The sequence below is a fragment of the Vreelandella arctica genome, from assembly GCF_037070215.1.
GTDB classification, from domain to species: domain Bacteria; phylum Pseudomonadota; class Gammaproteobacteria; order Pseudomonadales; family Halomonadaceae; genus Vreelandella; species Vreelandella arctica.
Genome location: NZ_JBANSN010000028.1, coordinates 1 through 25,728, shown reverse-complemented (window position 1 = coordinate 25,728; position 25,728 = coordinate 1). Strand labels below are relative to the sequence as shown.

Genomic DNA, 25,728 nt, shown 5'->3' with positions numbered 1-25,728 from the left:
GGAAAGGAGTCTAAGGGTAGGCAAGCATTGCCTGGGGTGCAAAAGCCGCGCCATGCAGAAGCCGCAGCCGTGCAGAGTTTAATGGCTCGGCGTGGCTTCTTCGGGCGCCTGGGCGCGCAGCCAACTGATCTCCTCGGCCCATATAGCTGGCTCGATGGTTTCCAGTATCAAGGGGATACCGTCAATCCGGGCATCCTGCATGATGGTGGTAAAGGCGGGTAGCCCGATATTGCCTTTGCCCAGGCTATGATGGCGGTCCACACGGCTGGCGAATCCGCTTTTGGCATCGTTCAAATGCATGCCTCGCAGGTAGTTGAACCCCACCACTTTACCCAGCTCATCGAGCGTTGCCTGTGTGGCTTCTGCACTGCGCAGGTCATAGCCAGCGGCAAATGCATGGCAGGTATCAATACATACGCCTACCCGGGTTTTATCGTCTACATGGTCAATGATCTCGGTCAGATGCTCGAAGCGCCAGCCCAGGTTGGTGCCTTGCCCAGCGGTGTTTTCAATCACTGCCGTGACACCTTGGGTATGTGTAAGCGCCTCATTAACGGACTCGGCAATACGCTTTAAACAGTCGCTTTCGCTGATCTTGTTTAGATGGCTGCCTGGGTGGAAGTTGAGCAGCGTGAGGCCGAGCTGCTCGCAGCGCTGCATTTCATCTAAAAAGGCCTCCCGTGATTTGGCTAAGCCTTCCTGCTCCGGGTGACCCAGATTAATCAGGTAGCTGTCGTGGGGTAAAATTTGCCCAGGTGAAAAATCGTGTTTAGCACAGGCGTCACGAAAGGCTTGAATCGCGTCATCGGTGAGCGGCTTGCCTTTCCATTGGCGCTGGTTTTTGGTGAACAGCGCAAAGGCATCGGCACCGATCTCTACCGCCCGGTGAACGGCTTGGTCTGCGCCGCCAGCTGCGCTCACGTGGGCTCCCAGGTATTTCACAACGGACTCCTTGTCATTGTTTGAACGTATTCAAGTATCTGAATGGATCAATGGCTATCTAGAAAGCGCTTGAACACGGCGGGTTCGTCGGTAATCACACCGGCGACACCCCACGCCCAGCGGCTATGGAAGGCACTGGGGTCATTGGCGGTATAGCACAGGACCTGATAGCCGTCCTTTTGCATGGCCTCAACCTGGGCGCGCTTCAGGCGTGACCAGGACGGATGCACACTAAAAGCTTCAATGGCTTCGCACTGTGCTCGCCAAGTTTTGGGTACGCCATTGTACAGCACGCCCAGCGCCAGACGCTCCTTGCCCGCTAACTGGCGGCAGTGGGTCAGGGCCTCGGTATTGAAGGAGGAGATGATCAGCCGTTCGGAAGGCAGGGTATCCAGCATCTCAGGTAGGGCGCGCTCAACCAGCGCGATGGGATCGCGCCCTTTGTTAACCTTGATCTCCATGTTGACGCCCATTTCCAGCTCGTTAAGCAGCGCCAGCATCTCTCCCAAGCTGGGCATTTTTTCACCTGCAAAGCGATCACCAAACCAGCTGCCCGCATCCAGCGTTTGCGCTGTTGCCCAGCTCATTGAGGCCAGGCTACCGCGGCCATTTGAGCAGCGTGACACGTCGGCGTCGTGCCAGATGACCGGGGTGCCATCACCGAGCAATTGCAGATCCAGCTCTACCCAGGTGGCGCCCGCCTGATGGGCGGCGCGCACTGCGGTCAAGGTGTTTTCGGGAGCAGCGGCAGAGTAGCCGCGGTGGGCAATCAGCGAGGGAACTTGAATAGCGGGATGCGTCATGACAGCGCTCTAAGTCTTGGACGATAAAGGAGTATTGATTCTAACATGAGTGCATGACAACAGGATTTCATCGCGCCAGTGTTCAGCCGCAACCGGTGATAGCGTACTAGCTTGATTTATAGCACGCGACGCGCTTGTATAGCGGCACCTGTTGTCTTGACTATCTTGTACAAACCCAACAATGAAAGGAAACCCTAATGTCTAAGCGTATCCAATTTGCCCAGACCGGCGGTTCCGAGGTGCTTGAACTGGTCGACGTGACCCCCGCTGAACCCGGCCAGGGCGAAGTGCGTATTGCCAATAAAGCCGTTGGCCTCAATTTTATTGATATCTATTTTCGTACCGGGCTTTATCCTGCCCCCGCGATGCCTTCTGGCCTTGGCACCGAAGGCGCTGGTGTAGTCGATGCTGTCGGCGCTGGCGTGACGCACTTAAGCGTCGGTGATCGCGTCGCTTATGCCCAAGGGCCTTTGGGCGCTTATGCAGAACTGCATACGTTGCTTGCGGCGAAAGTGGTTAAGCTCCCCGATTTTGTCGATTTCGAGACGGCAGCGGCCAGTATGCTCAAGGGCCTGACCGTGCAATACCTGCTGCGCCAGACCTATGAGCTGAAAGGCGGCGAAACCATTCTGTTCCATGCGGCTGCCGGTGGGGTAGGGTCGATTGCCTGCCAGTGGGCGAAGTCATTAGGCGTCAAGCTAATTGGTACTGTCAGTTCCCAGGAAAAAGCGGATCTGGCTATGGCCAATGGTGCCTGGGCGACGATCAATTACAGCGAAGAGAACGTGGTCGAGCGGGTGCGCGAGCTGACTAACGGCGAGATGTGCGATGTGGTGTATGACTCGGTAGGCAAGGATACCTGGGAGATGTCGCTGGATTGCCTGAAGACGCGCGGCTTGATGGTGAGCTTCGGCAACGCTTCTGGCCCGGTGGATGGTGTTAATATCGGCATCCTCAACCAGAAGGGCGCGCTTTACGTGACCCGCCCCAGCCTTAACGGTTACGCCGACACGCGCGAGCGTCTGGAGATGATGTGCCAGGAGTTCTTCGCCATGCTCGAGAGCGGAAAGGTCAAGATTGACATCGCCAACCGCTATCCGCTGGCAGAAGCGGGTAAGGCCCAGGACGCCCTACAGAGCCGTAAAACTACCGGCTCGACTATTCTCTTGCCCTAATTCCTACCTACATAAATACCCTACATACGCACCTACATACACACTCAGCTGACGCATTCGGCTCTCATCGCTTGCCACGTTATTGGCAAGCTGCTCAGGGCCGAATGCCACGGTCGGCTATTCAACGGGCGGTGCGTATGCAGGGACTATATCTGTGTATAGTAAACGTCTAATGTGCGTGGGGAATAGCCATGCCTGTGGCGTGGAGTGCATCAATCGTATGCTGCCGCTATCAAACGGTGGCAAGGGAGTAGGAAAAGGATGTCGGCTGAGGACATGAGTGTTGAGAGCTCAGGTGCTGAGGGCTCAGGAGTTGAGAGTCTTAATCTTGAAGCGCTAGGGCTTGAGTGGTTGGCGCTTTCGCCAAGTACGTTGGTCTTTATCGTGCTTGGCCTGACGCTGGTTGCGTTCATATGGGGGCGCTTTCGCTACGATCTAGTCGCGTTGGCGGCGTTGCTGGGATCGGTCATGCTCGGGCTAGTGCCTGCCGAGAATGCCTTTATGGGTTTCGGCCATCCGGCGGTTATTACAGTGGCCGCCGTGCTAGTACTTAGCCGGGGCTTTGAACGCTCCGGTGTGGTCGATATTATTTCCAATCAAGTGGTAAAAGTGGGTGAAAACCTGCTGCTTCAGCTATTAGTGCTGGTGGGTACCGTCGTGTTGTTATCGGGCATTATGAACAATGTGGGCGCTCTCGCACTGCTGTTACCGGTGGCGATGCGGTTGGCTCGTGAACATAATACCTCGCCCTCTTTACTGCTGATGCCGCTGGCGTTCGGGTCTCTGCTGGGCGGCCTGACAACCTTAATTGGCACGCCACCCAATATCATTATCTCTAGTTACCGGCGCGATGTGACGGGTGAAGCGTTTAGCATGTTTAGCTTTTCGCCTGTCGGGATTGCGGTGGCGCTGGTGGGGCTTGTGTTTATTGTGTTGGTGGGCTGGCGCTTGACGCCGAAGCGCAGCGGCCAAGCCTCTACCGATGAAATGTTCGATACCGCCAACTATTTGGTGGAATTGAAAGTAGGTGAAGAGTCGAAAGCCAAAGGCTTAACGTTACAGCAATTGCGCGATGAGCTGGACGAAACCATCCCCGTGTTAGCGGTCGTTCGCGATGATAACCGTCGTGCTGGCTATAACTTCCACGGCGCCTTGGAAGAGGGCGATATCCTGCTGTTGGAAGCAGGACCCGATGAACTCCAGATGCTGGAAGATAAGGTAGGGCTTAGTGCGATAGCCGAACTGGAAGAGGAGGCGGACGGCCCTGAGCACACCGCAAGCGGCGAAGAGGGCGAGAAAGCTGGCATGGGTGAAGCGAAAGATGCGGCACAGGACCGGCAGCCGGTGGATACCGAAGGCTTGCAGCTAATTGAAGCCGTGGTACGCAATGATTCCATGATGATTAACCGCAGCGTGCGCCAGTTACGCCTGAATCACCAGTTTGGCCTGCACTTGGTGGCCGTGGCCCGTGACGGTGGGCGCTTGAAGCAGCGTCTGCGTGATATCCGCTTTAAGAACGGCGATGTGTTGCTGCTGCAGGGCAGTGAGAATGAAATGTCCGACAGTCTGGCCTCCCTCGGTTGCCTGCCGTTAGCGAGCCGGGAATTGCATCTGGGGCAGCCGCGCAAGCTGGCAATGTCGATCGCCATTTTTGCCTTAGCAATTATTGCCATGCTGTTCGATCTGCTGCCTGCGGCAGTCGCCATGAGTACCGCTGCTTTGATTTCGCTACTGATTGGCGTATTGCCGTTGCGCGAAGGGTATCAAGCCATCGACGGCCCTGTGATCGTGCTGTTGGCCGCAATGATACCCGTGGGGGAGGCGCTTGAAACCAGTGGCGGCGCCGACCTGATTGCCGATGCACTGCTGCGCTTTGGCAGCGACTGGCCGGTGGTGGTCACCATGGTGGGGCTGTTCCTGCTCTCTATGCTGCTCTCGAATGTGGTCAACAACGCGGCGGCTGCGCTGCTGATGGCGCCGATTGCAGTCAGCCTGGCCAATGGGTTCGATGTCTCGCTCGATCCGTTCTTGATGGTGGTGGCCGTAAGTGCTTCCTGTGCGTTTTTAACTCCCATCGGCCATCAGTCGAATACACTGGTGCTGGGCCCTGGCGGCTATCGGTTCGGCGATTACTGGAAACTGGGGCTACCGCTTTCACTGGTAGTATTGGCTGCCGCTATCCCGCTTATTCTGCTGGTATGGCCGCTTTAAAAAACGTCTAACGGTCCGGCCTGTCGGTGTGATGGTAGCGAAGAGGGGATGAAGGCTATTAGGTTTCGAAAATTTTGCTAACCTATTACGTTCAGAAACCAAGAAAATCGAACAGGCCGGGCTTATGAACCAACAATTTCGTCAGGATGCCATTGTCGAGCTAGTTCGTCAGCACGGCTACATGAGTATCGAACAGCTCACCGACCACTTTGCGGTGACACCGCAGACCATTCGGCGGGATTTGAATACCCTGGCTGATGAAGGCCGTGTGCGCCGTGTGCATGGCGGTGTAGGCATCGAATCCAGCACGGTGAATACCGCCTACAGCACGCGCAAGACGCTTCACCTGGAAGAGAAGGAGCGCATTGCCCGCTGCTTGGCGCAACACATACCCAACCACTCATCGCTGTTCATCAACATCGGTACCAGCAATGAAGTGATTGCCCACGCGTTGCTGGAGCATCAGGGTCTCGAGATCATTACTAACAACCTGAATGTGGCGGCCATTCTTCAGCATAAAGAGGATTTTACCGTAATCATCGCCGGGGGGCAGGTGCGCTCTCGCGATGGCGGGATTATCGGCGAAGCCACCATCGACTTTATCAATCAGTTCAAGGTGGATTACGGCATCATCGGCATCAGTGGCATTGACGAGGATGGCTCACTGCTGGAATTTGACTACCAGGAAGTACGTGTCGCCCAAGCGATTATTGCCAATTCGCGGCGCATCTACCTAGCGGCAGACTACTCCAAATTTCACCGTAACCCGGTGGTGCGGCAGGGCAATCTGGACCAGTTGGATGCGCTCTTCACCGATCGCAAACCGCCGGAAGCGATCCAGCGCTTGCTGACCCAGCACGATGTAGCGCTGCATATCGCCTAGCCTAGCCTAGCCGTCTTTGTCGCAGTTTCATCCTTGAGCATTTAGAGCGGCTGGAGTAGCCTTAAAACATAATAAAGCGAAAGCAAGTCAACAAAATCGAAAGACAATACAACAAAGCGAACTCGACATGTCCTCTTATATACTCGCCATTGATCAGGGTACCACCAGCTCGCGCGCTATTCTCTTTGACCGCGAAGGTCAGGTGGCGGCCGTCGCTCAGCAGGAATTCACCCAGCACTTCCCTCATGACGGCTGGATTGAGCACAACCCCGAAGATATCTGGGAAACGGTAGTGGCCACCTGCCGAGAAGTGATGGCCAGTGCCGAGATTACGCCAGACCAGATTGCCGGTATAGGCATTACCAACCAGCGTGAAACCACCATCCTGTGGGATCGAAAAACCGGCAAGCCGCTGTATAACGCCATTGTCTGGCAGGATCGCCGCACGTCGGATTTGTGCCAGTCGCTGCGGGATAAAGGGCATACCGAGATCGTTCAAGCCAAGACCGGCCTGCTGATTGATCCTTATTTCTCGGCGACCAAGCTTGCCTGGCTGCTGGAGAATGTCGAGAGCGCACGTGAGCGCGCCGAACGGGGGGAACTGGCCTTCGGCACCGTCGACAGCTTTCTAATCTGGCGGTTGACCGGCGGCCAGCAGCACGTCACCGATGCTACCAACGCGTCTCGAACCGCGCTGTTCAATATCCATACCCAAGAGTGGGATGACGAGCTACTGGCACTATTCGATATACCCGCCAATTTACTGCCCGAAGTGAAAGATTCCAGCGATGATTTCGGTACTACCGAGGCGCACTGGCTAGGCGCACCGCTTCCCATCGCAGGGGTAGCAGGCGACCAGCAGGCTGCGTTGGTCGGGCAGGCGTGCTTTCAGCCGGGGATGGGCAAGAGTACCTACGGTACCGGCTGCTTTATGATTGTGAACACCGGTGAGACGCCCTCGCTTTCGCGTAATCGTTTGTTGACCACGATTGGCTACCGGCTTAACGGTAAGCCGACCTATGCGATGGAAGGCAGTATTTTCGTGGCCGGGGCGACGGTGCAGTGGTTGCGCGATGGTCTGAATCTGTTTGCCGATGCCTCGGAAACCGAAGCGCTGGCTCAGAAGACCCGTAGCGGGCATAGCGTTTATCTGGTGCCCGCTTTTACCGGTTTAGGGGCGCCGCACTGGGACCCAAAAGCACGTGGCGCGATTTTTGGTTTAACCCGCGATACCGGTATTGCTGAAATAGTCGCCGCGGGGCTCCAGGCGGTGTGCTACCAAACCCGTGACCTGCAGCACTGCATGAATGACGATATGGAGGCGCCGCCGGGCAATTTACGGGTTGACGGTGGTATGGTGAAAAACAGCTGGGTGATGCAGTTTCTTGCCGATATGCTGGGCGTGCAGGTGGATCGCCCCACCATATTGGAAACCACTGCGCTGGGGGCTGCTTATTTAGCGGGTCTGCGTCTGGGCTGGTATCAAACCCTGGAAGAGATCGAACAACTGTGGCGCTGCGAGAAGAGCTTTATGCCCACCATGGAAGAAGCTACACGTGAGCAGCTTTACCAGGGTTGGTTGGATGCGGTGTCGAGAGTCCGCTCCACGCCTTAGATAATGACCTGAATTCAACTAATAAGTGCAGCCTTCCTACTTAAGCACACTATCTATTCACTCTTTCGATTCTTTATAATGCGGCGGCCAATTAAGCAATTGGCCGCCTTTCTTCGCTTTTAGCGCCCCTCATGAAAGTCTTTAACACCATTAACGCTTATTGAGCGTTTATGTAGTCGAGTTACAACCATGCCTGCGGCCAATGACGCATTGTGAGCTTTCCTGCTGTAGCCCATAGTGAGGTCATGGATCAGGAAGGTGACTCGTTATCCCGAATCACTGAACTAATCCCTGCTACAGAACGATAGCGCTTCAGTATTACCCTAGCGCTAAAGGGCGAAGGTCTTGTAACGCTTGTGACCGTTTCGCAGTTACCGAACTGGGCACTTATCCGGCCCAGCATGAGTAGCAACGTCACCATACGTCGTTAATTAAGATGGCTGCTTTTAAACCGATTGGCGGTTAGGCAGCGGATGACCATACCATGAGGTAGTACTAATGAACTGCATCGAACTGAGCCAACAAGCCAATAGCATCGCCAGCTCCTTCAGCAAGCAAGATCTCGCCAGGTTAGTGGTGGCGCTGAAGGGTAATCGTGAGTCACTGCAACATGCGGTTGAGGTTATCGACACGGTGGATAGTCGTTCAGGCTACACACTGGAAGAAGCCTGGGATGAAGTGCTCGCGGGAGACTCTCAACTTCGTATTGAAGATGAAGAGTAAAATAGAACAATTGCTTAAATAACCCTTAGCCCCCTTATTGATATAAGGGGGCTTTTTAGTTTTATCAACGATTAAGCATTGGCTACGGGTGTAAAAGGCAGCGATGTGTCCCGGTGTTGTTCAAAGTAACTGTTAAAACGTTCATCTGCATCGTCGCCAAATAATACCCGGCAGGCTTCTTTCAGACCGTTTGAATGGCGCAACTGCTCATGGGGAACAACCAGCGAGACCTTGGCACGACGGCGTAGAAAGTCTTCAAGCTGAGTGATCATTTCGTGATCGCGGGCATGCTCAAGCTCACAGCGAATATACTCGGTGCCCTCGATTAGAATTTCACCCTGGGCAGGATCCTGGCGGATTTTCTCCAACATCTGAATAGCTTGGTCGGCATAACGCCGCCAGAGCCGTGTGGAGAGCAGCTCAGATGAGGTCTGGGCGGTCATGGCATCCAGGTTCATGCGCTTGGCCTGATCCATAAACTGCTGCTTGACGGGGTTGGGTGGTTCGCCGTACCAGTGGAATTTAGGGTCTGTGAGGGAAACGCCCAACTGGCTGATCTCTTCGGCAATTTCATCACCCACATTCAAGCAATCGGTCAGCTTGCCGCCAAAGATACTGATATGCGCGCTTTCGGCATTGGTGTCGACTACATGCTTGCGCGATAGCTGCAGGAAGTCTCGATCGTTGCCTTGATCATCTTTGATCGCTAACGGCCGTACGCCGCAGCGGGTAGAAATAATATCGTCTTGGCTCAATGGCTTGGCCAGGGTCAAACGCTTGTTGATATTTTCCAGCACAAAGGCGATATCGTCAGCGGTGACCTCCACCTCCGGATGCTCCATATGCGTATCCGTGGTGCCGATGCAGGTACGGTTACCCATGGGAATGACAAAGAATAATCTGCCATCGTCAGCAAAAAACGCCAGCACCCGCTGGGAATCCGTTAATTGCGGAACGATGAGGTGAATGCCTTTGGAGTAGAGGTGGTGGTGAGTGGTTTTTTGGCCGGTCAGCTCATTATGCTGATCCACCCACGGGCCGGCCGCGTTAATGAGTACCTTGGCGCGTATATCGAAGGTGCTGCCATCCATCACGTTGCGTGCCTTGGTCACCCATAGGCCATCCTGGCGCTCGGCGCCAAGTGATTCGACGTAGTTGGCGGCAATCGCCCCATAGTTAAGCGCTTGGCGAACAAAGTTGAAGACAAATCGAGCGTCATTATCGTGCAGGTAGGCGTCAGAATACTCGAAACCGCCAACGGCCCCCTCAATATCAATGATGGGCTCCTCCTGCTTGATTTTATTTGGCGAGAGCAGGCGCGGCAGTTTGGTGAAGCCGTTGCCCATCAGCCAGTAAAGCCAGGTGCCCGCCCACAGGTAGCGTGGAGAGTGGCGGAAACCTTTTGAAATAGTGGTCAGGAAGCGAATTTCCTGCACCGTGGAAGGGTAACTCTTGATCAAGTGATTGCGGCTTTTGCATAGTTTGCGAACCAGGGCAAAATCCTTGCTTTCCATGTATTTGATGCCTCCCCATACCAGGTTGGAGGAGTGCATGCTGGTACTGCCGGCGAAGTCGCCGCGGTCAATTAGTGCAACTTTTGCGCCTTTACCAGCCAGCGCTGCTGCGGTGGCCGCGCCATTGATGCCGCCGCCGATAATCAGAGCATCAAAGGTTTCGTTAGGTAACTTTTCAATGTTTCTATTTCGCAGTTTCATAGCGGATCCAATTAACCAATCAATAGCCCGGTTGCAGTGGGTGTTCTCTCTTTTGCTCTGGCATACCGCCAATGAAACCCTTGGCAGGGCGGGCAGTCGCCCGCCCTGCAAGCTTTGACGCGTAGTTTTCCTAAACTTAGTTATTAAGCTTAGTTATTCTTGGCGCGTACCGGCGGCCATCCAGGCTTCCATCATTTCATCGTAAGGAACGGTGGTGCCTTGCGGCATTTCGTTATCCAGCTTGGCTTTCGGGGCGCCTTCCTGATCCAGCCAGACCTGTGGGTCCTGCTCTTCGTTAAGTACAGGCGCGTAGCTGTCGAAGACGTTAGCGCGGGCCAAACGGTTCATGGTGCTGTCCAGGTCTGCCGCTAGCTTGTCGAGACCTTCCTGGGGTGTGACTTCACCACTCATGACCGGTGCAAGGTTCTGCCACCACAGTGGTGCCATGCGCGGATAGTCAGGTACGTTCGTACCGGTCGGTGTCCAGTTGGATTCGTTGGGGCTGCGGTAGAACTCCACCAGGCCACCCAGCTTGGGTGCCATTTCGGTCATCTGCTCAGAGAAGATGTCAGACTCACGAATCGGCGTTAAACCATGCATGAGTTTTTCCAGCGAGGTGGTTTTTGCCACGGTGAACTGGGCAAACAGCCAGGCGGCGGTGCGGCGGTCTTCGGGCGTTGAGTCAAAGAATGTCCATGCTCCTACGTCCTGGTAGCCAACCTTCATACCCTCTTCCCAGTAGGGGCCGGTGGGGGAAGGAGCCATGCGCCACAGCGGGTTGCCTTCATCATCGGTCACCGCAACGGCGGGGTCGGTCATGTCAGCTGTGAACGCGGTGTACCAGAAGATTTGCTGGGCAATATGGCCTTGCGCGGGCACGGGGCCTGCTTCACCAAAAGTCATGCCCTGCGCTTCTTCAGGTGCGTAATCGCGTAGCCAGTCGACGGCTTTCTGCATCGCAAACACGGAGGCCGGCGAGTTGGTAGCACCGCCACGGCTGACGCTGGCGCCTACCGGCTGGCTATCTTCATTGACGCGGATACCCCAGTCATCCACTGGGTTGCCGAAGGGAACCCCTTGGCTGCCCATGCCCGCCATGGAGAGCCAGGAGTCGTGGAAACGCCAACCTAGTGACGGATCACGACGACCGTAATCCATGTGGCCATAAATCTTGGTGCCGTCTATCTCACCCACGTCCTCGGTGAAGAACTTGGCGATATCTTCGTAAGCGGTCCAGTTGGTCGGTACGCCGAGTTCGTAGCCGTAGATTTCCTTAAACTGGGCCATCAGGTCGGGGTCGGTGAACCAGTCATGGCGGAACCAGTAAAGGTTGGCGAACTGCTGGGTCGGTAGTTGGTAGATGCTGCCATCTGGGCCGGTACCATATTGCAGACCGATGAAGTCATCCAGGTCCAGCGTGGGCAGGGTGTAGTCGGCCCACTCGTTCTCCATCGCTTCAGAGAGGTTGATGGTGGTGCCATAGCGGATATGCGTGCCAATGGAGTCGGTATCATTGACGAAGCCGTCATAGATGCTGTTGCCCGACTGCATCTGGTTCTGCATGGTATCCACGACATCGCCTTCACCAATGATGTTGTGGGTCAGGTTAATGCCGGTCAGCTCACTAAAGGCTTCCGCTAACACTTCGCTTTCATAAACGTGGGTAGTGAGGCCTTCCGCCACGGTTTGAATGTCCATGTCACGGAAAGGCTCGGCAGCCTTGGCAAACCACATCAGTTCTTCGATCTGCTCTTCACGGCTTAGCGTCGAGTTCTGGAAGTGCTCATCGACCAAGCGTTCAGCAATGGCGCGGGCATCCTCTTCCTGCGCTGACAGCGTACCCGATGCCAACAGCAAGCTGGCGGCGAGGGTTGTCAGTTTGAATTTGTTGTAGTGCTTTTGCATGGTGACCTCGTTTTGTTGTGTTCTTCCTTGATGGCTTGGCCGTCCTTGATACCGAATAAACGCTGAAGTGCTTTTTCAACAACTTGTTAAGGGCTATCTCAAGAGGCTGTCTCAAGGGCTAGCCCCAGCGCATTAAAACCAGTAGCCATACGGCTGATACCGCTAGTGCAATCCAGATGGATAATGAAGTGAAACCAATCACTCCCAGGTGGATAAAGGCCGCCGAGAGCAGGCCGATAAACAGCCGGTCTCCGCGAGTGGTGGCAATGGGTAAAAACCCTTTGCGCTCTATGGTGGGAGACAGGATCTCCCATATCGTCATCCCCGCCAGCATGGCAGCGATTGATGAAAAGAATATGGCGGTGGGCATGGTCCATACCATCCAAGACATGGTGCGCTCTCCTCAGGTACGGCCCAGGGCAAAGCCCTTGGCAATATGATTACGGACGAAATAGACCACCAGAATGCCGGGAATAATGGTCAGCACACCGGCGGCGGCCAGGGTGCCCCAGTCAATTCCGGAGGCTGTCGAGGTGCGCGTCATAATCATGCCGATTGGTTGGGCATCGGTGGCGGTTAGCGTGCGTGCCAGGAGCAGTTCCACCCAAGAGAACATGAACAGGAAGAACAGCGTGACGCCAATGCCCGAACGGATCATCGGAATGAAAATCTTGACGAAGAAGCGCGGAAAGCTATAGCCGTCGATATAGGCCGTTTCGTCGATCTCCTTGGGCACGCTGCTCATGAAGCCTTCCAGAATCCAGATCGCCAGCGGGATATTAAAAAGACAGTGGGCCAGCGCGACGGCAATGTGGGTGTCGAAAAGGCCTACCGAGTAGTAAAGCTGGAAGTAGGGCAGCAGGAAGACGGCGGGGGGAGCCATCAAGTTGGTCAGCAGCCAGAAGAACAGGTGCTTGTCGCCGATAAAGGTGTAGCGGCTAAAGGCGTAAGCGGCCGGTAGCGCGACGCAAATGGTGATCAGCATATTCATGGCCACGTAGAGCATTGAGTTGACGTAGCCCATGTACCAGCTTGAGTTGGTGAAGATGCCAATATAGTTGTCAAAGGTCAGGTTTTGCGGCCACAACGTCATCGAGCCAAGAATTTCGCTGTTGGTCTGCAGCGACATGTTGATCAGCCAGTAAATGGGCAGGATCATCAGCGCCAGATAAAGGCCCAGCAGGATACGTGAGCGCCAATGCGCCCGAGCAGTGCGGTTACGCCGCTTGGCAGGTGAAACTTTGCTAAAAATCGTGTTGTACTTTTCACCGCGCTGGGTGTTTTCGAGTTGGTAGCTCATGTTAGGCACCTCCATGCGGGGGCTTGTCTTTCTGCATGTGCATGATGGTGGTGTAGAACACCCAGCTCACCAGCAGAATGACAAGGAAGTAGATCAGCGAGAACGCGGCAGAAGGCCCCAGGTCCTGCTGGCCGATCGCCATAGTGGCCAACGACTGACTCAGGAAGGTTGTCGAGCTGCCAGGGCCGCCGCCGGTCAACACGAAGGGCTCGGCGTAAATCATGAACGAGTGCATGAAGCGCAGCAGGACGGCGATAACGAGCACGTTGGTGAGCTTGGGCAACTGGATGTAGCGGAACACTGCCCACTTGGAGGCACGGTCGATACGTGCAGCCTGATAGTAAGCTTCAGGAATCGAGCGCAGGCCGCTGTAGCAAAGCATGGCCACCAGCGGGGTCCAGTGCCATACATCCATCAGCACGATAGTTACCCAGGCATCGCTGGCGTCACCGGTGATGTTGTAACTGATGCCCAGTTCGCGCAGCCCCCAGCCCATTAAGCCAATATCACCACGGGTAAAGATTTGCCAGATGCTGCCCACCACGTTCCAGGGAATCAGCAGCGGCAGCGTGATCAATATCAACACGGCGGAGGCCTGCCAGCCCCGTTTGGGCATGATCAGGGCGATCCCTATTCCCAGCGGAATCTGAATAGCCAGAATAATCAATGAGAACGAAATCTGGCGCAGAAACGCCGCTTGTAGCGCCTCATCGTTGAGCATGGTTTTAAACCACTCGGTGCCAGTGAAAAAGCTGGCGTTAGGGCCGAGCACATCCTGCACCGAGTAGTTGACGACGGTCATCAGTGGAATGATGGCGGAGAACGCCACCAATACCAGCATGGGAAGCACCAGCAGCCACGCTTTGTTGTTGGGTACCTTGTTATTCATGGCCGGTCTCCACGAGGTATTCATCGATATAGAGGGCGAGTTTTGCTGTATCGAACTCAGCAAACGCCGCTTCCCCCACGGGTGAGTGCCCTTCGGGAAGGCGTGCCTTGAAGGTTTGTGCGTTGAGCTTATAGGTCAGCAGGGAGTAAGTGCCCAAATCCTGAACGCTGACGACCTCAATCGGTACGCTGTCGGCGGTCGGGCTGGTGGTTATGGCAATAAATTCGGGACGGATACCCAGTTTGATATTGCGGGAACTGGCAGTCGCAATCACACGTTTTACCGACTCGCTGACCGGCAGTGATTGATTCCCGAACATGACGTGCTCATCTCGATACTCGATGGCCATGAAGTTCATGCCGGGGCTGCCGATAAAATACCCCACAAAGGTGTGGGCCGGGCGTTCAAACAGCTCCCGGGGCGTGCCGAACTGAACCACTTGACCGTCGTACATCACGGCGATCTTGTCCGCGAAGGTAGACGCCTCCAACTGGTCGTGGGTCACGTAGATCATGGTGATATTGAAGCGTTCGTGAATCTCCTTGAGCTTGCGGCGCAGCTTCCACTTTAACTGTGGGTCGATCACCGTCAGCGGCTCATCAAACAGGATGGCCGTCACGTCATCGCGTACCAGCCCACGCCCCATGGAAACTTTCTGCTTTTCATCGGCGGTCAGGTTCTTCGCCTTGCGGTTCAGCAGCGGCGTCAGTTCCAGAATGTCGGCAACTTCAAGCACCTTGGGTTTCACCCGATACTCGGGGGTATTCATATTGCGCAGGGGAAAGGCGAGATTGTCGAACACCGTCATGGTGTCGTAGATCACCGGGAACTGAAAAACCTGGGCAATATTGCGCTCTTCAGGGGGGAGTTCGTTAACTCGCTGGCCGTCAAAAAGTACGTCACCCTCTGAGGGTTCAAGCAGACCGGAAATGATATTGAGTAGCGTTGATTTACCGCAACCCGATGGCCCCAAAAGCGCATAGGCACCGCCTTGATGCCACACGTGATCCATCTGCCGAATAGCGTAATCCGCTGCACCCTTGGGCGTTTTTTCATAGGAGTGCGCCAGACCTTTTAAAGTGATCTCAGCCATGGGCAGCTCCTCCCTGACGCGCAGGAATATGGACTGTATGTCCCTGTTTGTCGAAGGCGTAAAGTTGATGGGTGGGGAAGTAAACTTTCAGGGGTTCATTAACACTAAACTGGTGAATGCCCGCTAGGTGCAGCACTAAGGGGAAACGTTCGTGGTGAACATGCAGGAAGGTTTCAGAGCCGCTGATTTCTGCTACATCCACATGGACGTCCAGCGTCAGGTCATCGGCGCGTTGTGGCTGCAAGGTGAGGTGCGAAGCGCGGACACCAAAATCATAGTCACCTGGCTCCAAGCGCTTTAACTTGTCATCGCAGGGAAAGTGTAACGTTTGATCGAAAGTGATTTCGGTATCGGTAAGCCGACCGGGAACAATGTTAATTGGCGGCTCGGAGAACATTTCAGCGCTGAAGCGGCCGTTTGGCTCCCGGTAAACCTGTTCGGTAGGGCCATACTGAAGCAATCTGCCTTCATGCAGGACGGCGGTGTTTCCACCCAGCGCCAGCGCTTCGTTGGGCTCGGTAGTGGCATACACCGCGATGCAGTTGCGCGCTTTGAAGAGATCACGAAGCTCGTCGCGCAGCTCTTCGCGGAGTTTGTAATCCAGGTTGACCAGCGGTTCATCAAACAGAATTAAGTCGGCATCTTTGATCAAGGCCCGCCCCATGGCGGTGCGCTGCTGTTGGCCGCCGGAAAGCTCTTGCGGGTAGCGGTTAAGCAGGTGCTCGATATGCAGCATTTCAGCAATTTCGCCTACTCGCTTATCAATCTCGCTTTTTGGGTGTTTGGCCAGTTTCAGCGGCGACGCAATGTTGTCGTAAACGGTGAGGCTGGGGTAGTTGATAAACTGCTGATACACCATGGAAACATTGCGCTTGCGCACGGAGACGTTGGTGACGTCCTTGCCATCCATGATGATTTTTCCGCGGGTAGGGGGCTCAAGTCCCGCCATAAGACGCATTAGAGTGGTTTTTCCGGCCAGCGTCCGCCCTAGCAATACATTGAATGAGCCTGGCTCAAGCGCTAGGTCTATTCCACTGATATGAGGCACACCGTTAACGATGTGATCGATATTTTGCAAATGTAAGGACATGCCGATCTCGCTAGCGTCATTGTTATTGGAGAAAGCTATTTTGAGAAGCGGTTGGGGGATCGCTCTCGGAGAATGCTGTTAACAATACAGTTAAATAAGATTAATTGCTTTCGTTTACGAAAGGCTAGTTGATCACTTGCGAACTTGCAACGCGTTTTTGGGCGATAGGACTAGGCATTTAGGCGTAGAAAGCGAAAACAAAAAAGCCGACTACTGGCGCGCAGTAGTCGGCTGATGTTGAGGTAACTCCTTGAAAAGAAGGTGTTACTTAATATTTTCTTCCGCCTGTTTCGGCGCAGGCACAGGTTTGCCGTTGTGATCGATCAGCGTGGACTTGTTCTTGGCGAAGGCATCATAGGCGAAATCATCCACGGTGAGCATTTCCAGAACCTCGGCCTCAAAGATGCGCATGAAGTCGGCATCTTCTTCATTGATAAGGCCTTTTTCCAAGCCGGCCTCTACACGTGCCTCCGGATGCAGTGCTGTTTGCGGTAGCTCGCCCTTGGCATAGGCTTTGTTCACCGTGCGGTAGATTGCTTCGGCGCGGTCATAATCGACCAGCAAAGCGTTGTAGCGCGCCAGCGGGTTACGTTGCTCACCGTCATCCGCATCCCAGGTGTTTTCCAGCAGCTTGGTACGCAAGGCGCTGTGTGTAGAAACACGCTTAGCGATATCGCGAGCCAAATCATCGTGGGGTTTGTTCCAGCGGCGGCCGGTCGGCATCACTACGGCGTTGAGGGTTTTACCCAGGGCGCGGTTGGGTAGATTATCGAAAATCTCAACGAACGCCTGTTCTGCACGCTGAAGCAGGAAACGACAGCTGTAGTGCAGCAGCGCTTCTTCGCCTTCTACTTTACTGCCCGCTTGCCACTGCTTGAGCACCATGGAGGTCAGGTAGAGGTTAGAAAGCACATCCCCCAGCCGGGCGGAGATCATTTCGCGTTTCTTCAGCGCTGAACCCAGGCTTGCCATGGCTGCGTCGGCACATAGGCCAAAGCCAGCGGAAAGGCGGGCAATATCCTGAGCATAGATGGTGGCTGGGCCATCAAAGGGAACGCTGGATTTGCCGATGCCAAAGCCGAGGGTAAAGGCGCGCGCGGCGTTACCAAAGATCAAGCCTGCATGACCAAAGAAGGCTTTATCGAACGCCTTCATGTCATTGGCGTCTTTTGCGGCCAGCTCTTCAAGCACGTAAGGGTGGCAACGGATCGCGCCCTGACCAAATATCATCAGGTTGCGGGTCATGATATTGGCGCCTTCCACGGTAATTGCTACCGGGTTGGCGCTATAGCCGATACCGAGGTAGTTGCGCGGGCCTAGTGTCACCGCCTTGCCACCGTGAACATCCATGGCATCACTAAGCAGCACGCGCTGGAATTCGGTCAACTGGCTTTTCAGAATGGCTGAGGGCACCGCAGGCTTTTCGCCGTGATCGATCATATTGGCAGTTTGATACACGGTGGCCTGGGAGATATAGGCCAATGCCGCCATGCGGGCAAGAGGCTCTTGCACACCTTCCATTTCGGCCACCGGTACGTTGAACTGGCGACGTACGCGAGTGAAACCACCGCTCCAGCCCAGGGCATAACGCGCGGTGCCGGTAGCGCCCGAGGGCAGCGTGATGCAGCGGCCGATCGAGAGACACTCGACCAGCATCCGCCAGCCCTGGCCGATCATGTCCGGGCCACCAATGATGGTATCCAGCGGTACAAAGACATCTTTACCGATAATCGGGCCGTTCATAAACGGGCTGCCGATAGGGTGGTGACGACGACCGATTTCCATGCCGTCGGTATCGCGGGGGATCAGTGCCAGCGTAATGCCGCGATCTTCTTCATCACCCAGCAGCTTTTCAGGGTCAAAGAGACGGAAGGCAAGACCGACGACTGTGGCGATGGGCGCCAGCGTGATCCAGCGTTTTTCGAAGTTAAGGCGCAGGCCAAGCACTTCTTCGCCATTAATAGTCTGCTTACATACAACGCCGGTATCGGGCAGTGACGTGGCATCAGAACCTGCACGAGGGCCGGTGAGGCCAAAGCAGGGAATCTCACGGCCATCGGATAAGCGTGGCAGGTAGTGATCTTTCTGCTCTTGAGTACCGTATTTAAGCAACAGCTCGCCAGGCCCCAAGGAGTTAGGTACGCCCACGGTGACCATCAGGGTTTCGTTGGCGGAGAGCTTTTGCAGCACCATGGACTGCGCTTTGGCCGAGAAGCCCAGGCCGCCGTACTCCTTCGGAATAATCATGCCGAAGAAGCCCTCTTTTTTCAGGTAGTCCCACAGCTGCTGGGGCAGGTCTGCGCGCTCTTGGGCGATATCCCAGGCGTTGCACATGCCAGCGGCTTTGGCACACTGATTGGCTAAGAAAGCTTTTTCATCGTCGCGCAAGCCTTCGTCTTTAAAGGCGAGCAGCTTTTCCCACTGGGGTTTGCCCGAAAATAGCTCACCGTCCCAAGAAACGCTGCCCGCTTCCAGGGCCGTGCGCTCGGTGGCGGACACTTTGGGCGCCACTTTTTTAAAGGTGGTGAAGAGGCGCGGTGTCAGCCATTTGCGACGCAAGGCGGGCAGGCCTGCCACGGCGACAGCGGCGGCGCCAATCAATAGCAGAACGCCGATCACTTCAGCGTCTAACAGCAGGCCGACAAGGCCCAATACGCCAAGCACCACAAGCGCCGCGGGGGCGCCTGCTTCGCGACGCATGACCACGAGCAGGCCACCAACGGCGAGCACGATAAGGAGTAGGGTGAGCATAATAGTTCTCTCTGTTTCAGGCCTATAACGACAGCCTGCTGTTGTTAATGAGCGCGTTAATCGAACACTTGTTTGAATATTGGCAGATAGGCGCGGTTTTATGCAAGCCTTTAGGTATGTTTACACCCGGATGCCTTGTTAGATATAAAAAAATGCCATGACGTGAAGCCATGGCATTTTGAGTGGCGAATAGACGGAATGTTCAGGCGCGTTTGGCAGGCGCGCCGTTGGCGACATAGTAGTCCACACTCGCCCGGGGCAGCGGCTCATTACCCTTGATGCGGTCGGCGATCTTTTCCGCCAGCATGATGGTGGGGGCATTCAGGTTGCCGGTAGGAATCACCGGGAAGAGCGAGGCGTCGACCACGCGCAGACCTTCAATACCATGCACGCGCCCCTGGCCGTCGGTGACCGCCATCTCGCCTTCGCCCATTCGGCAACTGCCGCAGGGGTGATAGGCGGTTTCGGCATGCTCTTTGACGAAGGCGTCGAGTTCGGCGTCGGACTGCACGTCCGGTCCGGGCGCTATTTCACGACCGCGGTACTTCTCAAAGGCTGGCTGGGCGATGATGTCACGAGTGAGGCGGATAGCATCACGGAACTCTTGCCAGTCTTTCTCTTTGGCCATGTAGTTAAACAGGATGCTGGGCGCCGCATGTGGATCTTTTGACGTCAGGCGGATACGGCCGCGACTTTCAGAGCGCATCGAGCCGACGTGGGCCTGGAAACCGTGGGCCTGCACCGCGCTCTTGCCGTTGTAGCTGATGGCGATGGGCAGGAAGTGGTACTGCAGATTGGGCCACTCCTCTTCATCCCGGCTGCGAATAAAGCCACAGGATTCAAACTGATTACTGGCGCCAACGCCGGTGCCATTGAATAGCCATTCGGCGCCAATCTTAGGCTGGTTGTACCACTTCAAGGCCGGGTAAAGTGAGATGGGCTCTTTGCACTCGTACTGGATGTACATTTCCAGGTGATCCTGGAGATTCTCACCCACGCCGGGCAGGGCGTGAACCGTCTCGATATTCAGTTCGTTCAGCAGTTCTGGATTGCCAATGCCTGAACGCTGCAGAATCTGCGGCGAGGCGATAGCGCCACCGCATAGCAACACTTCGCGGCGTACGTAGGCCTGCTGTTTTTCCCCTTTTTGTTCATAGCGAACACCAACGGCGCGTTTACCTTCAAACTCAATCACATCGGTAACGGCATGTGTTTCGATAGTAAGGTTATGGCGCTTCTTGGCAATGTCCAGGTAGCCCCGGGCCGTGGACGCGCGGCGGCCTTTGGGCGTGACGAAACGGTCCATGGGGCCGAAGCCCTCTTGCTGGTAGCCGTTGACGTCTTCAGTCTCTGGGTAGCCTGCCTGTTTACCAGCTTCAATAAAGGTGCGATAGAGCGGGTTGTTAGTGGACTTTGGCGTGGTCACGCTCACCGGTCCATCGCCGCCGTGATAGCTATTGGGCCCAATGTCGCGGGTTTCGCACTTTTTGAAGTAGGGCAGGCAGCTCAGGTAGTCCCAATCTTCCAGGCCGGGCTGTTTGGCCCAGTTGTCGTAATCGAGTGCATTGCCGCGGATATAGCACATGCCATTGATCAGCGAGGAGCCGCCCAGGCCTTTGCCGCGGCCACACTCCATGCGGCGGTTATCCATATACGGCTCGGGGTCGGTCTCGAAGGCCCAGTTGTAGCGCTTACCCTGAAGCGGGAAGGCGAGGGCCGCCGGCATTTGAGTGCGGAAATCGAAGCGGTAGTCCGGCCCACCCGCTTCTAGCAGCAGTACGCTGACGCTGCTGTCTTCGGTGAGGCGAGTAGCGAGCACGTTGCCCGCGGAGCCGGCGCCGATAATGATGTAATCAAATTCGCGTGGTTGAGGCATCAATGCTTCCCTCATCAAGATGGTAATGAGTTGGCACAGGTAGGTGTGACACGAAAACGCTGTGAACCCATCCATGGGCGCTCGGCTTTCTCATCTGACCGCCATGGATGGCGGGAATGCCGGAATTGCATGGAGCTCTTTCCGGCCCTGAAAAAGACGCTTCGCTTTCACGCCTACCTGTGCCGCAGTGTTTGAGAGTGTTAATTCAGGGACTAAAACACTGACTCAAACGGCCCCATCTCGATTTGTACCGACTTGGTCTGGGTGTAGTGATTGAGCGTCTCAACACCATTTTCGCGACCAATACCCGACTCTTTATAGCCGCCTACCGGCATCTCCGATGGTGACTCACCCCAAGTGTTGATCCAGCAGATACCCGCTTCCAACTGGTGAATGACACGGTGGGCGCGGTTCAAACTTTCGCTGAAGACACCCGCGGCCAGGCCATAGGGGGTGTCGTTGGCGCGTCGAATGACTTCCGCTTCGTCATTAAAGGCGAGTACCGACATCACCGGGCCGAAGATCTCTTCGCGCACAATGCGCATTTCGTCGGTGCAGTCGGTGAAGATCGTCGGTGCGGCCCAGGCGCCCTCTGCATAGCTGCCGGTATTCCAATCGTCGCCACCCACGAGCAGGCGAGCGCCTTGCTCTTTGCCCAGGGCAATATAGGAGAGCACTTTCTCCTGATGCTCGAAGCTGACCAAGGGGCCAAAGTTAACGCTGGGATCCATGGGGTCGCCTGCTTTGATTCGCTTGACGCGCTCTACCAGCTTGGCTTCAAAGGCGTCTTTAACGCTGCGCTCAACAAATACCCGCGTGCCGTTGGTACAGATTTGGCCGCTGGAGTAGAAGTTGGCCATCATGGCGGCGTCTGCAGCGCGATCAAGGTCGGCATCCGCAAAAACCAACAGCGGCGATTTGCCACCCAGTTCCATGGTGACGTCTTTTAGCGTCGAGCTAGCGGCGGCGGCCATGACTTTCTTGCCGGTGCCTGCTTCGCCGGTGAACGATACCTTGGCGATGCCAGGATGCTCGGTGAGCATGGCACCTACGCGGCCATCGCCCTGCACCACGTTGAAAACGCCGTTGGGCAGACCGGCTTCGGTGAAGATTTCCGCCAGCTTCATCACAGTGAGCGGGGTAACTTCACTGGGCTTGAACACTACTGCATTGCCTGCCGCGAGTGCGGGAGCCGCTTTCCAGCAGGCAATCTGAATCGGGTAGTTCCAAGCACCAATCGCGCCAATCACGCCGAGCGGCTCGCGGCGGGTATACACAAAAGAGCTGTCGCGTAGGGGAATCTGGCTGCCTTGAATTGCAGGCGCCAAGCCAGCGTAGTACTCGAGCGCATCTGCGCCGGTGACGATATCGACGCTAGCCGTTTCGCTGATCGGCTTGCCGGTATTGCGGGTTTCAAGCTCGGCAAGCTCGTCATTGCGCTCTCTTAATATCGCAACAGCGCGCAATAAGATGCGCGAGCGTTCCATGCCGGTCATTGCAGCCCATTCACGCTGGCCCCGCAGAGCGGCTTCTACAGCCGTGTCGACATCCGCTTGGCTTGCCTGACCAATCGTGGCCAGCAAGCTGCCATCAAAAGGGTTGGTGACTGTGAAGGTGTCGCCTGATGTGGCGTCTACCTGGCGACCATCAATATAGAGTGGCTGTATGTTTTGAGCGGCCATGTCGGTCTCCATGAATAAGTTAATTAACTATAAATATTGGATGCTTTCGTAGTGCATCCATGATGAGCAAAAAGCTGGTCGAGATAGGTGTGCGCAAGGTGGCGAGCTTCTGCCGCGTCAAGACCTTCAGGCGTCAGGGCGCCGCGCAGCCATAAGCCATCAATCATGGCCGCCAAGCCGCGGGCCGCGTTACGGGCCTCGGTAGGGGGCATGACGCGTTTAAACTGGTGACATAAATTGCTGTAAAGGCGGCGATCATTGACGTTTTGCAACCGCTGTAGCATGGGTTTATGCATGCTGCTGGCCCAGAAGGCTAACCAAGTCTTGGCGGCTGGGCCGGTGACCTGGGTGCGGTCAAAGTTGCCCTCGATAATGGCGCCGATATGAGCACGCGGGGCGTTGTCTTCCAGCGCATGGCGGCGCACTGCCACGGCCTTGGTAAGGTCGGTCAAGATTTGCCGCATGGTGGCCTCAAGCAGGCCATCCTTGCCGCCAAAATAGTGACTGATAATACCCGCTGAAACGCCCGCATGACGTGCAATACGCATGACGGTGGCTTCTGCCAGACCGACTTCATCAATGGCTACCATGGTCGCGTTGATCAACTGCTGGCGGCGTATCGGTTCCATTCCCACCTTTGGCACAGCGTTCTCCTAATTCGTTGAATGCCTAACTTGGGTAGATGCTTGAAACCCAGGCGCAGGCATGATTACCTAACCATGATGGCATTTTTTTATTGAACGTTCAATCAATAAAAAGGCGCCGACATTTACACTGGATGCGACCTCTGCCATCAATGAGTGTTCGCAGCAGACGTTTAAGGGGAACCACGATCATGAGCAGAACTTCTTCACGCTACGCAGGTGCTTTATTGCTGGCAGCAGGCCTACCAGCGGTGGCTTACGCCGACGAGTGCAGCAGCGTGCGCTTTGCAGAAGTGGGCTGGACGGACATCACCGCGACGACGGCGCTAGCCAGTGAAGTACTTGAAGGGCTTGGTTACGAGCCAAGCGTGGATACGGTTTCCGTGCCGATCGCCTACGCAGGCATGCGCAACAATGATTTTGATGTCTTTCTGGGTAATTGGATGCCCTCAATGGCTTCCATCAGCGACCCCTATATCGAGCGTGGTGAGGTTGAGCGCCTGGTGGCTAACCTGGAAGGGGCGAAGTACACCCTTGCAGTGCCCCAGTATGTTTACGACGCTGGCGTGACCTCGGTTAACGATTTAGCGGAGCATGCCGACCAGTTTGATCGCAGCTTGCACGGCATCGAGGCGGGTAACGATGGCAACGAGATGATTGAGCAGATGATCGATGATGACGCTTATGGCCTTGGCGATTGGCAGGTAATAGATTCCAGCGAAGCGGGAATGCTGGCAGAACTGCGCGCCCGAGTACCCAACGAGCAGTGGATGGTGTTTTTGGGCTGGGAGCCGCATCCCATGAACTCCAACTTTGAGATGGCCTACCTTTCTGATGCCGATGACTATTTTGGCCCAGATCTGGGCGGCGCCACGGTGCACACCAATACCCGTGCGGGCTTTGTGGAGGAGTGCCCCAATGTGGGCACGCTATTGCGCAACATGACGTTTACCCTGGAAATGGAAAACCAGCTAATGAGCGCGATCATGGATGATGGCGAAGACCCTCGTGATGCCGCGCGTGATTACTTGAAGGCCAATGATGGCGTGCTGGACGAGTGGTTAGACGGCGTGACCACACGCAACGGCGAGCCTGGTGCTGAGGCCGTGCGTACTGCTATTCAATAAGTCAATTTTGGTGATAGCGGCAAGCCGGAATCCGGCTTGCCTTTCATCGTTAAGGTAGGCATAATCTGCACCCGTTGATGAGGAAAGGCTACGTAGCTCAGCTGGTTAGAGCACATCACTCATAATGATGGGGTCCCCTGTTCAAATCAGGGCGTAGCCACCACATCAGCATTAGCACACTTACTTAACAACCGAGTGTGCCGTTATGGTGGCCCCTTAGGTCCTCCCGCAACGCTAAACTGCGAACCCCGCCAGGCCCGGAAGGGAGCAACGGTAGTGGTGGCTGCGTGTGCCGGGATGTGGCTTTTGGGGTCGCCTCCAAGCTTTTAATTTTAAGGGTTTTTCTACCACTGGATTCGTCAATTAACACAATCCGGTGATACAAAATGCCTAGCAACCTCCCTCCTTACGTCATCCAGACCCGCCAAGGCGTCTTCTATTTTCGTATCGTAGTTCCTGCCCCGTTGCAGCCCATAGTTGGGAAGCGTGAGGTACGGCGTTCGTTGAGAACTAGAAGCAAACGAGAAGCAATCCTGAAAGCAAACCCGCTTGTGGTGAACGCTTGTAGGCTTATAGATAGAAGCTGCATACGCTGGAACCCGTCCTGACCTCAGAACCCTCACGTCTGAACTTATATCGCCTATTGCTGATGCTGGCGGGAATGCTGGACTGTTCCAGATGCCTACCAGAGACACTCCCTCTATCACTGGCCTGATGAATGCCTATAGTAAGAGCCAGAGGCTAGAAGGCGTCTCAGAGAAGACGATTGATGACAAAAAAGCTGTGCAAGTCTGCTTGTTCGCATCATTGGTAATAGACCAATCTCAGAAGTCTCCTTGAGCCATGCCAAGAGCTTCAGAGAGACAGCATTACAGCTCCCTCCAATGGGTCACAAGCCTTCTACACAACAAGACTCTCGATGAAGTAATTGAAGAGGCTGACAAGACAATCTCGATAACTACCTACAACAATTACATCAAGTATCTATCAACTCTCTTCGAGTATGCTATCAGGGGAGAGTGTATTGAGAGAAATCCATTCAGCGGAATGAAGTTGAAAAAGCGCCGTAAGTTGAACAGCTTTCGCTCTGTGTTCACTCAAACTGAGCTTGAAAGACTATTTAAGGCTGTTCAGGGAGAGAACATACCATTTAAACGCTGGCTTCTCTGTTTGGGATTCTACATGCGTATTCCGCCCTATCGTGACCGCCCATTCCGTTTGAACGTGACCGTCTGTTCTGGATGATGGTGACCGCGCATTCCGTTTTATCGTGACCGATTTTGGGCAGTTTTCCGGAATCGCCG

Annotated in this window: 20 protein-coding genes, 1 tRNA gene and 1 other RNA gene; 9 read left to right on the top strand and 13 right to left on the bottom strand. The window is 55.2% G+C overall.

The annotated features are described in order from the left end of the window. Positions 1-78: 78 nt before the first annotated feature. Positions 79-942 (bottom strand): deoxyribonuclease IV, encoded by an 864-nt coding sequence (gene nfo / locus V8L70_RS18315; RefSeq protein ID WP_101145352.1) that lies wholly within the window; start codon positions 940-942, stop codon positions 79-81. 47 nt (positions 943-989) lie between these two features. Continuing rightward, positions 990-1,745: a glycerophosphoryl diester phosphodiesterase gene (locus V8L70_RS18310; protein WP_101145351.1), complete on the bottom strand. Its 756-nt coding sequence runs from the start codon at positions 1,743-1,745 to the stop codon at positions 990-992. A 197-nt stretch (positions 1,746-1,942) separates the two neighbouring features. Here V8L70_RS18310 and V8L70_RS18305 point away from each other — a divergent pair, with 197 nt between their 5' ends. The 5 genes from V8L70_RS18305 (at position 1,943) to V8L70_RS18285 (ending at position 8,352) form a co-directional block, all read left to right on the top strand. Continuing rightward, the gene (locus tag V8L70_RS18305; protein ID WP_101145350.1) at positions 1,943-2,920 is read left to right on the top strand and encodes an NADPH:quinone reductase; all 978 of its coding nucleotides are present in this window, start codon (positions 1,943-1,945) and stop codon (positions 2,918-2,920) included. A gap of 261 nt (positions 2,921-3,181) precedes the next feature. Then, the gene (locus V8L70_RS18300) at positions 3,182-5,131 is read left to right on the top strand and encodes an SLC13 family permease (RefSeq protein ID WP_101145349.1); all 1,950 of its coding nucleotides are present in this window, start codon (positions 3,182-3,184) and stop codon (positions 5,129-5,131) included. A 124-nt stretch (positions 5,132-5,255) separates the two neighbouring features. Then, positions 5,256-6,014 (top strand): DeoR/GlpR family transcriptional regulator, encoded by a 759-nt coding sequence (locus V8L70_RS18295; protein WP_101145348.1) that lies wholly within the window; start codon positions 5,256-5,258, stop codon positions 6,012-6,014. A 127-nt stretch (positions 6,015-6,141) separates the two neighbouring features. After that, positions 6,142-7,629, top strand: coding sequence for a glycerol kinase GlpK (gene glpK / locus V8L70_RS18290; RefSeq protein WP_008956669.1), 1,488 nt, complete (start codon positions 6,142-6,144; stop codon positions 7,627-7,629). A 498-nt stretch (positions 7,630-8,127) separates the two neighbouring features. Next, positions 8,128-8,352: a hypothetical protein gene (locus tag V8L70_RS18285; RefSeq protein WP_101145347.1), complete on the top strand. Its 225-nt coding sequence runs from the start codon at positions 8,128-8,130 to the stop codon at positions 8,350-8,352. 71 nt (positions 8,353-8,423) lie between these two features. Here V8L70_RS18285 and V8L70_RS18280 read toward each other — a convergent pair whose 3' ends face one another. The 11 genes from V8L70_RS18280 to betI all read right to left on the bottom strand — a co-directional run bounded on the left by V8L70_RS18280 (position 8,424) and on the right by betI (position 23,297). Further along, the gene (locus tag V8L70_RS18280; RefSeq protein WP_101145346.1) at positions 8,424-10,067 is read right to left on the bottom strand and encodes a glycerol-3-phosphate dehydrogenase/oxidase; all 1,644 of its coding nucleotides are present in this window, start codon (positions 10,065-10,067) and stop codon (positions 8,424-8,426) included. Positions 10,068-10,220: 153 nt separating this feature from the next. Further along, positions 10,221-11,972 (bottom strand): ABC transporter substrate-binding protein, encoded by a 1,752-nt coding sequence (locus V8L70_RS18275; RefSeq protein WP_101145345.1) that lies wholly within the window; start codon positions 11,970-11,972, stop codon positions 10,221-10,223. A 118-nt stretch (positions 11,973-12,090) separates the two neighbouring features. Beyond that, entirely contained in the window at positions 12,091-12,363 is a 273-nt protein-coding gene (locus V8L70_RS18270; protein WP_008956665.1) for a DUF2160 domain-containing protein, read from the bottom strand. Between the two features lie 12 nt (positions 12,364-12,375). Beyond that, a complete protein-coding gene (locus tag V8L70_RS18265) occupies positions 12,376-13,272 on the bottom strand; it encodes a carbohydrate ABC transporter permease (protein WP_008956663.1) in 897 nt (298 codons plus the stop codon). Between the two features lies 1 nt (position 13,273). Further along, positions 13,274-14,161: a carbohydrate ABC transporter permease gene (locus V8L70_RS18260; protein ID WP_101145344.1), complete on the bottom strand. Its 888-nt coding sequence runs from the start codon at positions 14,159-14,161 to the stop codon at positions 13,274-13,276. Next, positions 14,154-15,254 carry an ABC transporter ATP-binding protein gene (locus V8L70_RS18255; protein WP_101145343.1) on the bottom strand — a complete coding sequence of 367 codons (1,101 nt, stop codon included), beginning with the start codon at positions 15,252-15,254 and terminating at the stop codon, positions 14,154-14,156. Before V8L70_RS18255 ends, V8L70_RS18260 begins: the two co-directional genes overlap by 8 nt. Next, positions 15,247-16,344: an ABC transporter ATP-binding protein gene (locus V8L70_RS18250; RefSeq protein WP_008956660.1), complete on the bottom strand. Its 1,098-nt coding sequence runs from the start codon at positions 16,342-16,344 to the stop codon at positions 15,247-15,249. Before V8L70_RS18250 ends, V8L70_RS18255 begins: the two co-directional genes overlap by 8 nt. Positions 16,345-16,608: 264 nt before the next feature. Further along, positions 16,609-19,095: an acyl-CoA dehydrogenase gene (locus V8L70_RS18245; RefSeq protein WP_101145342.1), complete on the bottom strand. Its 2,487-nt coding sequence runs from the start codon at positions 19,093-19,095 to the stop codon at positions 16,609-16,611. A 202-nt stretch (positions 19,096-19,297) separates the two neighbouring features. Next, on the bottom strand, positions 19,298-20,971 hold the full coding sequence (betA, locus tag V8L70_RS18240; protein WP_101145341.1) for a choline dehydrogenase: 1,674 nt from the start codon (positions 20,969-20,971) through the stop codon (positions 19,298-19,300). 212 nt (positions 20,972-21,183) lie between these two features. Beyond that, positions 21,184-22,653 (bottom strand): betaine-aldehyde dehydrogenase, encoded by a 1,470-nt coding sequence (betB, locus tag V8L70_RS18235; protein ID WP_101145340.1) that lies wholly within the window; start codon positions 22,651-22,653, stop codon positions 21,184-21,186. A gap of 23 nt (positions 22,654-22,676) precedes the next feature. Then, positions 22,677-23,297, bottom strand: a complete 621-nt coding sequence (betI, locus tag V8L70_RS18230) for a transcriptional regulator BetI (protein ID WP_198555986.1) — start codon at positions 23,295-23,297, stop codon at positions 22,677-22,679. Between the two features lie 191 nt (positions 23,298-23,488). Between betI and V8L70_RS18225 the strand changes: the two genes are divergently transcribed. The 4 genes from V8L70_RS18225 (at position 23,489) to V8L70_RS22975 (ending at position 25,032) form a co-directional block, all read left to right on the top strand. After that, complete coding sequence (locus tag V8L70_RS18225) at positions 23,489-24,424, top strand: choline ABC transporter substrate-binding protein (RefSeq protein WP_008956649.1); 936 nt, start codon at positions 23,489-23,491, stop codon at positions 24,422-24,424. A gap of 86 nt (positions 24,425-24,510) precedes the next feature. Then, positions 24,511-24,587 (top strand) — tRNA-Met (locus V8L70_RS18220). 52 nt (positions 24,588-24,639) lie between these two features. Further along, an RNA gene (ffs, locus tag V8L70_RS18215) (signal recognition particle sRNA small type) lies at positions 24,640-24,736 on the top strand. Positions 24,737-24,810: 74 nt separating this feature from the next. Further along, positions 24,811-25,032: a DUF6538 domain-containing protein gene (locus V8L70_RS22975; protein ID WP_431313232.1), complete on the top strand. Its 222-nt coding sequence runs from the start codon at positions 24,811-24,813 to the stop codon at positions 25,030-25,032. Positions 25,033-25,728: the final 696 nt, after the last annotated feature.

What these genes read in the sequence shown, in the direction of transcription:
- V8L70_RS18225 (WP_008956649.1), top strand. Translation starts at nt 23,489, where the DNA reads ATGAGCAGAACTTCTTCACGCTACGCAGGTGCTTTATTGCTGGCAGCA.
- V8L70_RS18260 (WP_101145344.1), bottom strand. Translation starts at nt 14,161, where the DNA reads ATGAATAACAAGGTACCCAACAACAAAGCGTGGCTGCTGGTGCTTCCC.
- V8L70_RS18310 (WP_101145351.1), bottom strand. Translation starts at nt 1,745, where the DNA reads ATGACGCATCCCGCTATTCAAGTTCCCTCGCTGATTGCCCACCGCGGC.
- V8L70_RS22975 (WP_431313232.1), top strand. Translation starts at nt 24,811, where the DNA reads ATGCCTAGCAACCTCCCTCCTTACGTCATCCAGACCCGCCAAGGCGTC.
- V8L70_RS18285 (WP_101145347.1), top strand. Translation starts at nt 8,128, where the DNA reads ATGAACTGCATCGAACTGAGCCAACAAGCCAATAGCATCGCCAGCTCC.
- V8L70_RS18250 (WP_008956660.1), bottom strand. Translation starts at nt 16,344, where the DNA reads ATGTCCTTACATTTGCAAAATATCGATCACATCGTTAACGGTGTGCCT.
- betB (WP_101145340.1), bottom strand. Translation starts at nt 22,653, where the DNA reads ATGGCCGCTCAAAACATACAGCCACTCTATATTGATGGTCGCCAGGTA.
- V8L70_RS18265 (WP_008956663.1), bottom strand. Translation starts at nt 13,272, where the DNA reads ATGAGCTACCAACTCGAAAACACCCAGCGCGGTGAAAAGTACAACACG.
- V8L70_RS18280 (WP_101145346.1), bottom strand. Translation starts at nt 10,067, where the DNA reads ATGAAACTGCGAAATAGAAACATTGAAAAGTTACCTAACGAAACCTTT.
- betA (WP_101145341.1), bottom strand. Translation starts at nt 20,971, where the DNA reads ATGCCTCAACCACGCGAATTTGATTACATCATTATCGGCGCCGGCTCC.
- V8L70_RS18270 (WP_008956665.1), bottom strand. Translation starts at nt 12,363, where the DNA reads ATGTCTTGGATGGTATGGACCATGCCCACCGCCATATTCTTTTCATCA.
- V8L70_RS18295 (WP_101145348.1), top strand. Translation starts at nt 5,256, where the DNA reads ATGAACCAACAATTTCGTCAGGATGCCATTGTCGAGCTAGTTCGTCAG.
- V8L70_RS18300 (WP_101145349.1), top strand. Translation starts at nt 3,182, where the DNA reads ATGTCGGCTGAGGACATGAGTGTTGAGAGCTCAGGTGCTGAGGGCTCA.
- glpK (WP_008956669.1), top strand. Translation starts at nt 6,142, where the DNA reads ATGTCCTCTTATATACTCGCCATTGATCAGGGTACCACCAGCTCGCGC.
- V8L70_RS18255 (WP_101145343.1), bottom strand. Translation starts at nt 15,254, where the DNA reads ATGGCTGAGATCACTTTAAAAGGTCTGGCGCACTCCTATGAAAAAACG.
- V8L70_RS18245 (WP_101145342.1), bottom strand. Translation starts at nt 19,095, where the DNA reads ATGCTCACCCTACTCCTTATCGTGCTCGCCGTTGGTGGCCTGCTCGTG.
- V8L70_RS18275 (WP_101145345.1), bottom strand. Translation starts at nt 11,972, where the DNA reads ATGCAAAAGCACTACAACAAATTCAAACTGACAACCCTCGCCGCCAGC.
- V8L70_RS18305 (WP_101145350.1), top strand. Translation starts at nt 1,943, where the DNA reads ATGTCTAAGCGTATCCAATTTGCCCAGACCGGCGGTTCCGAGGTGCTT.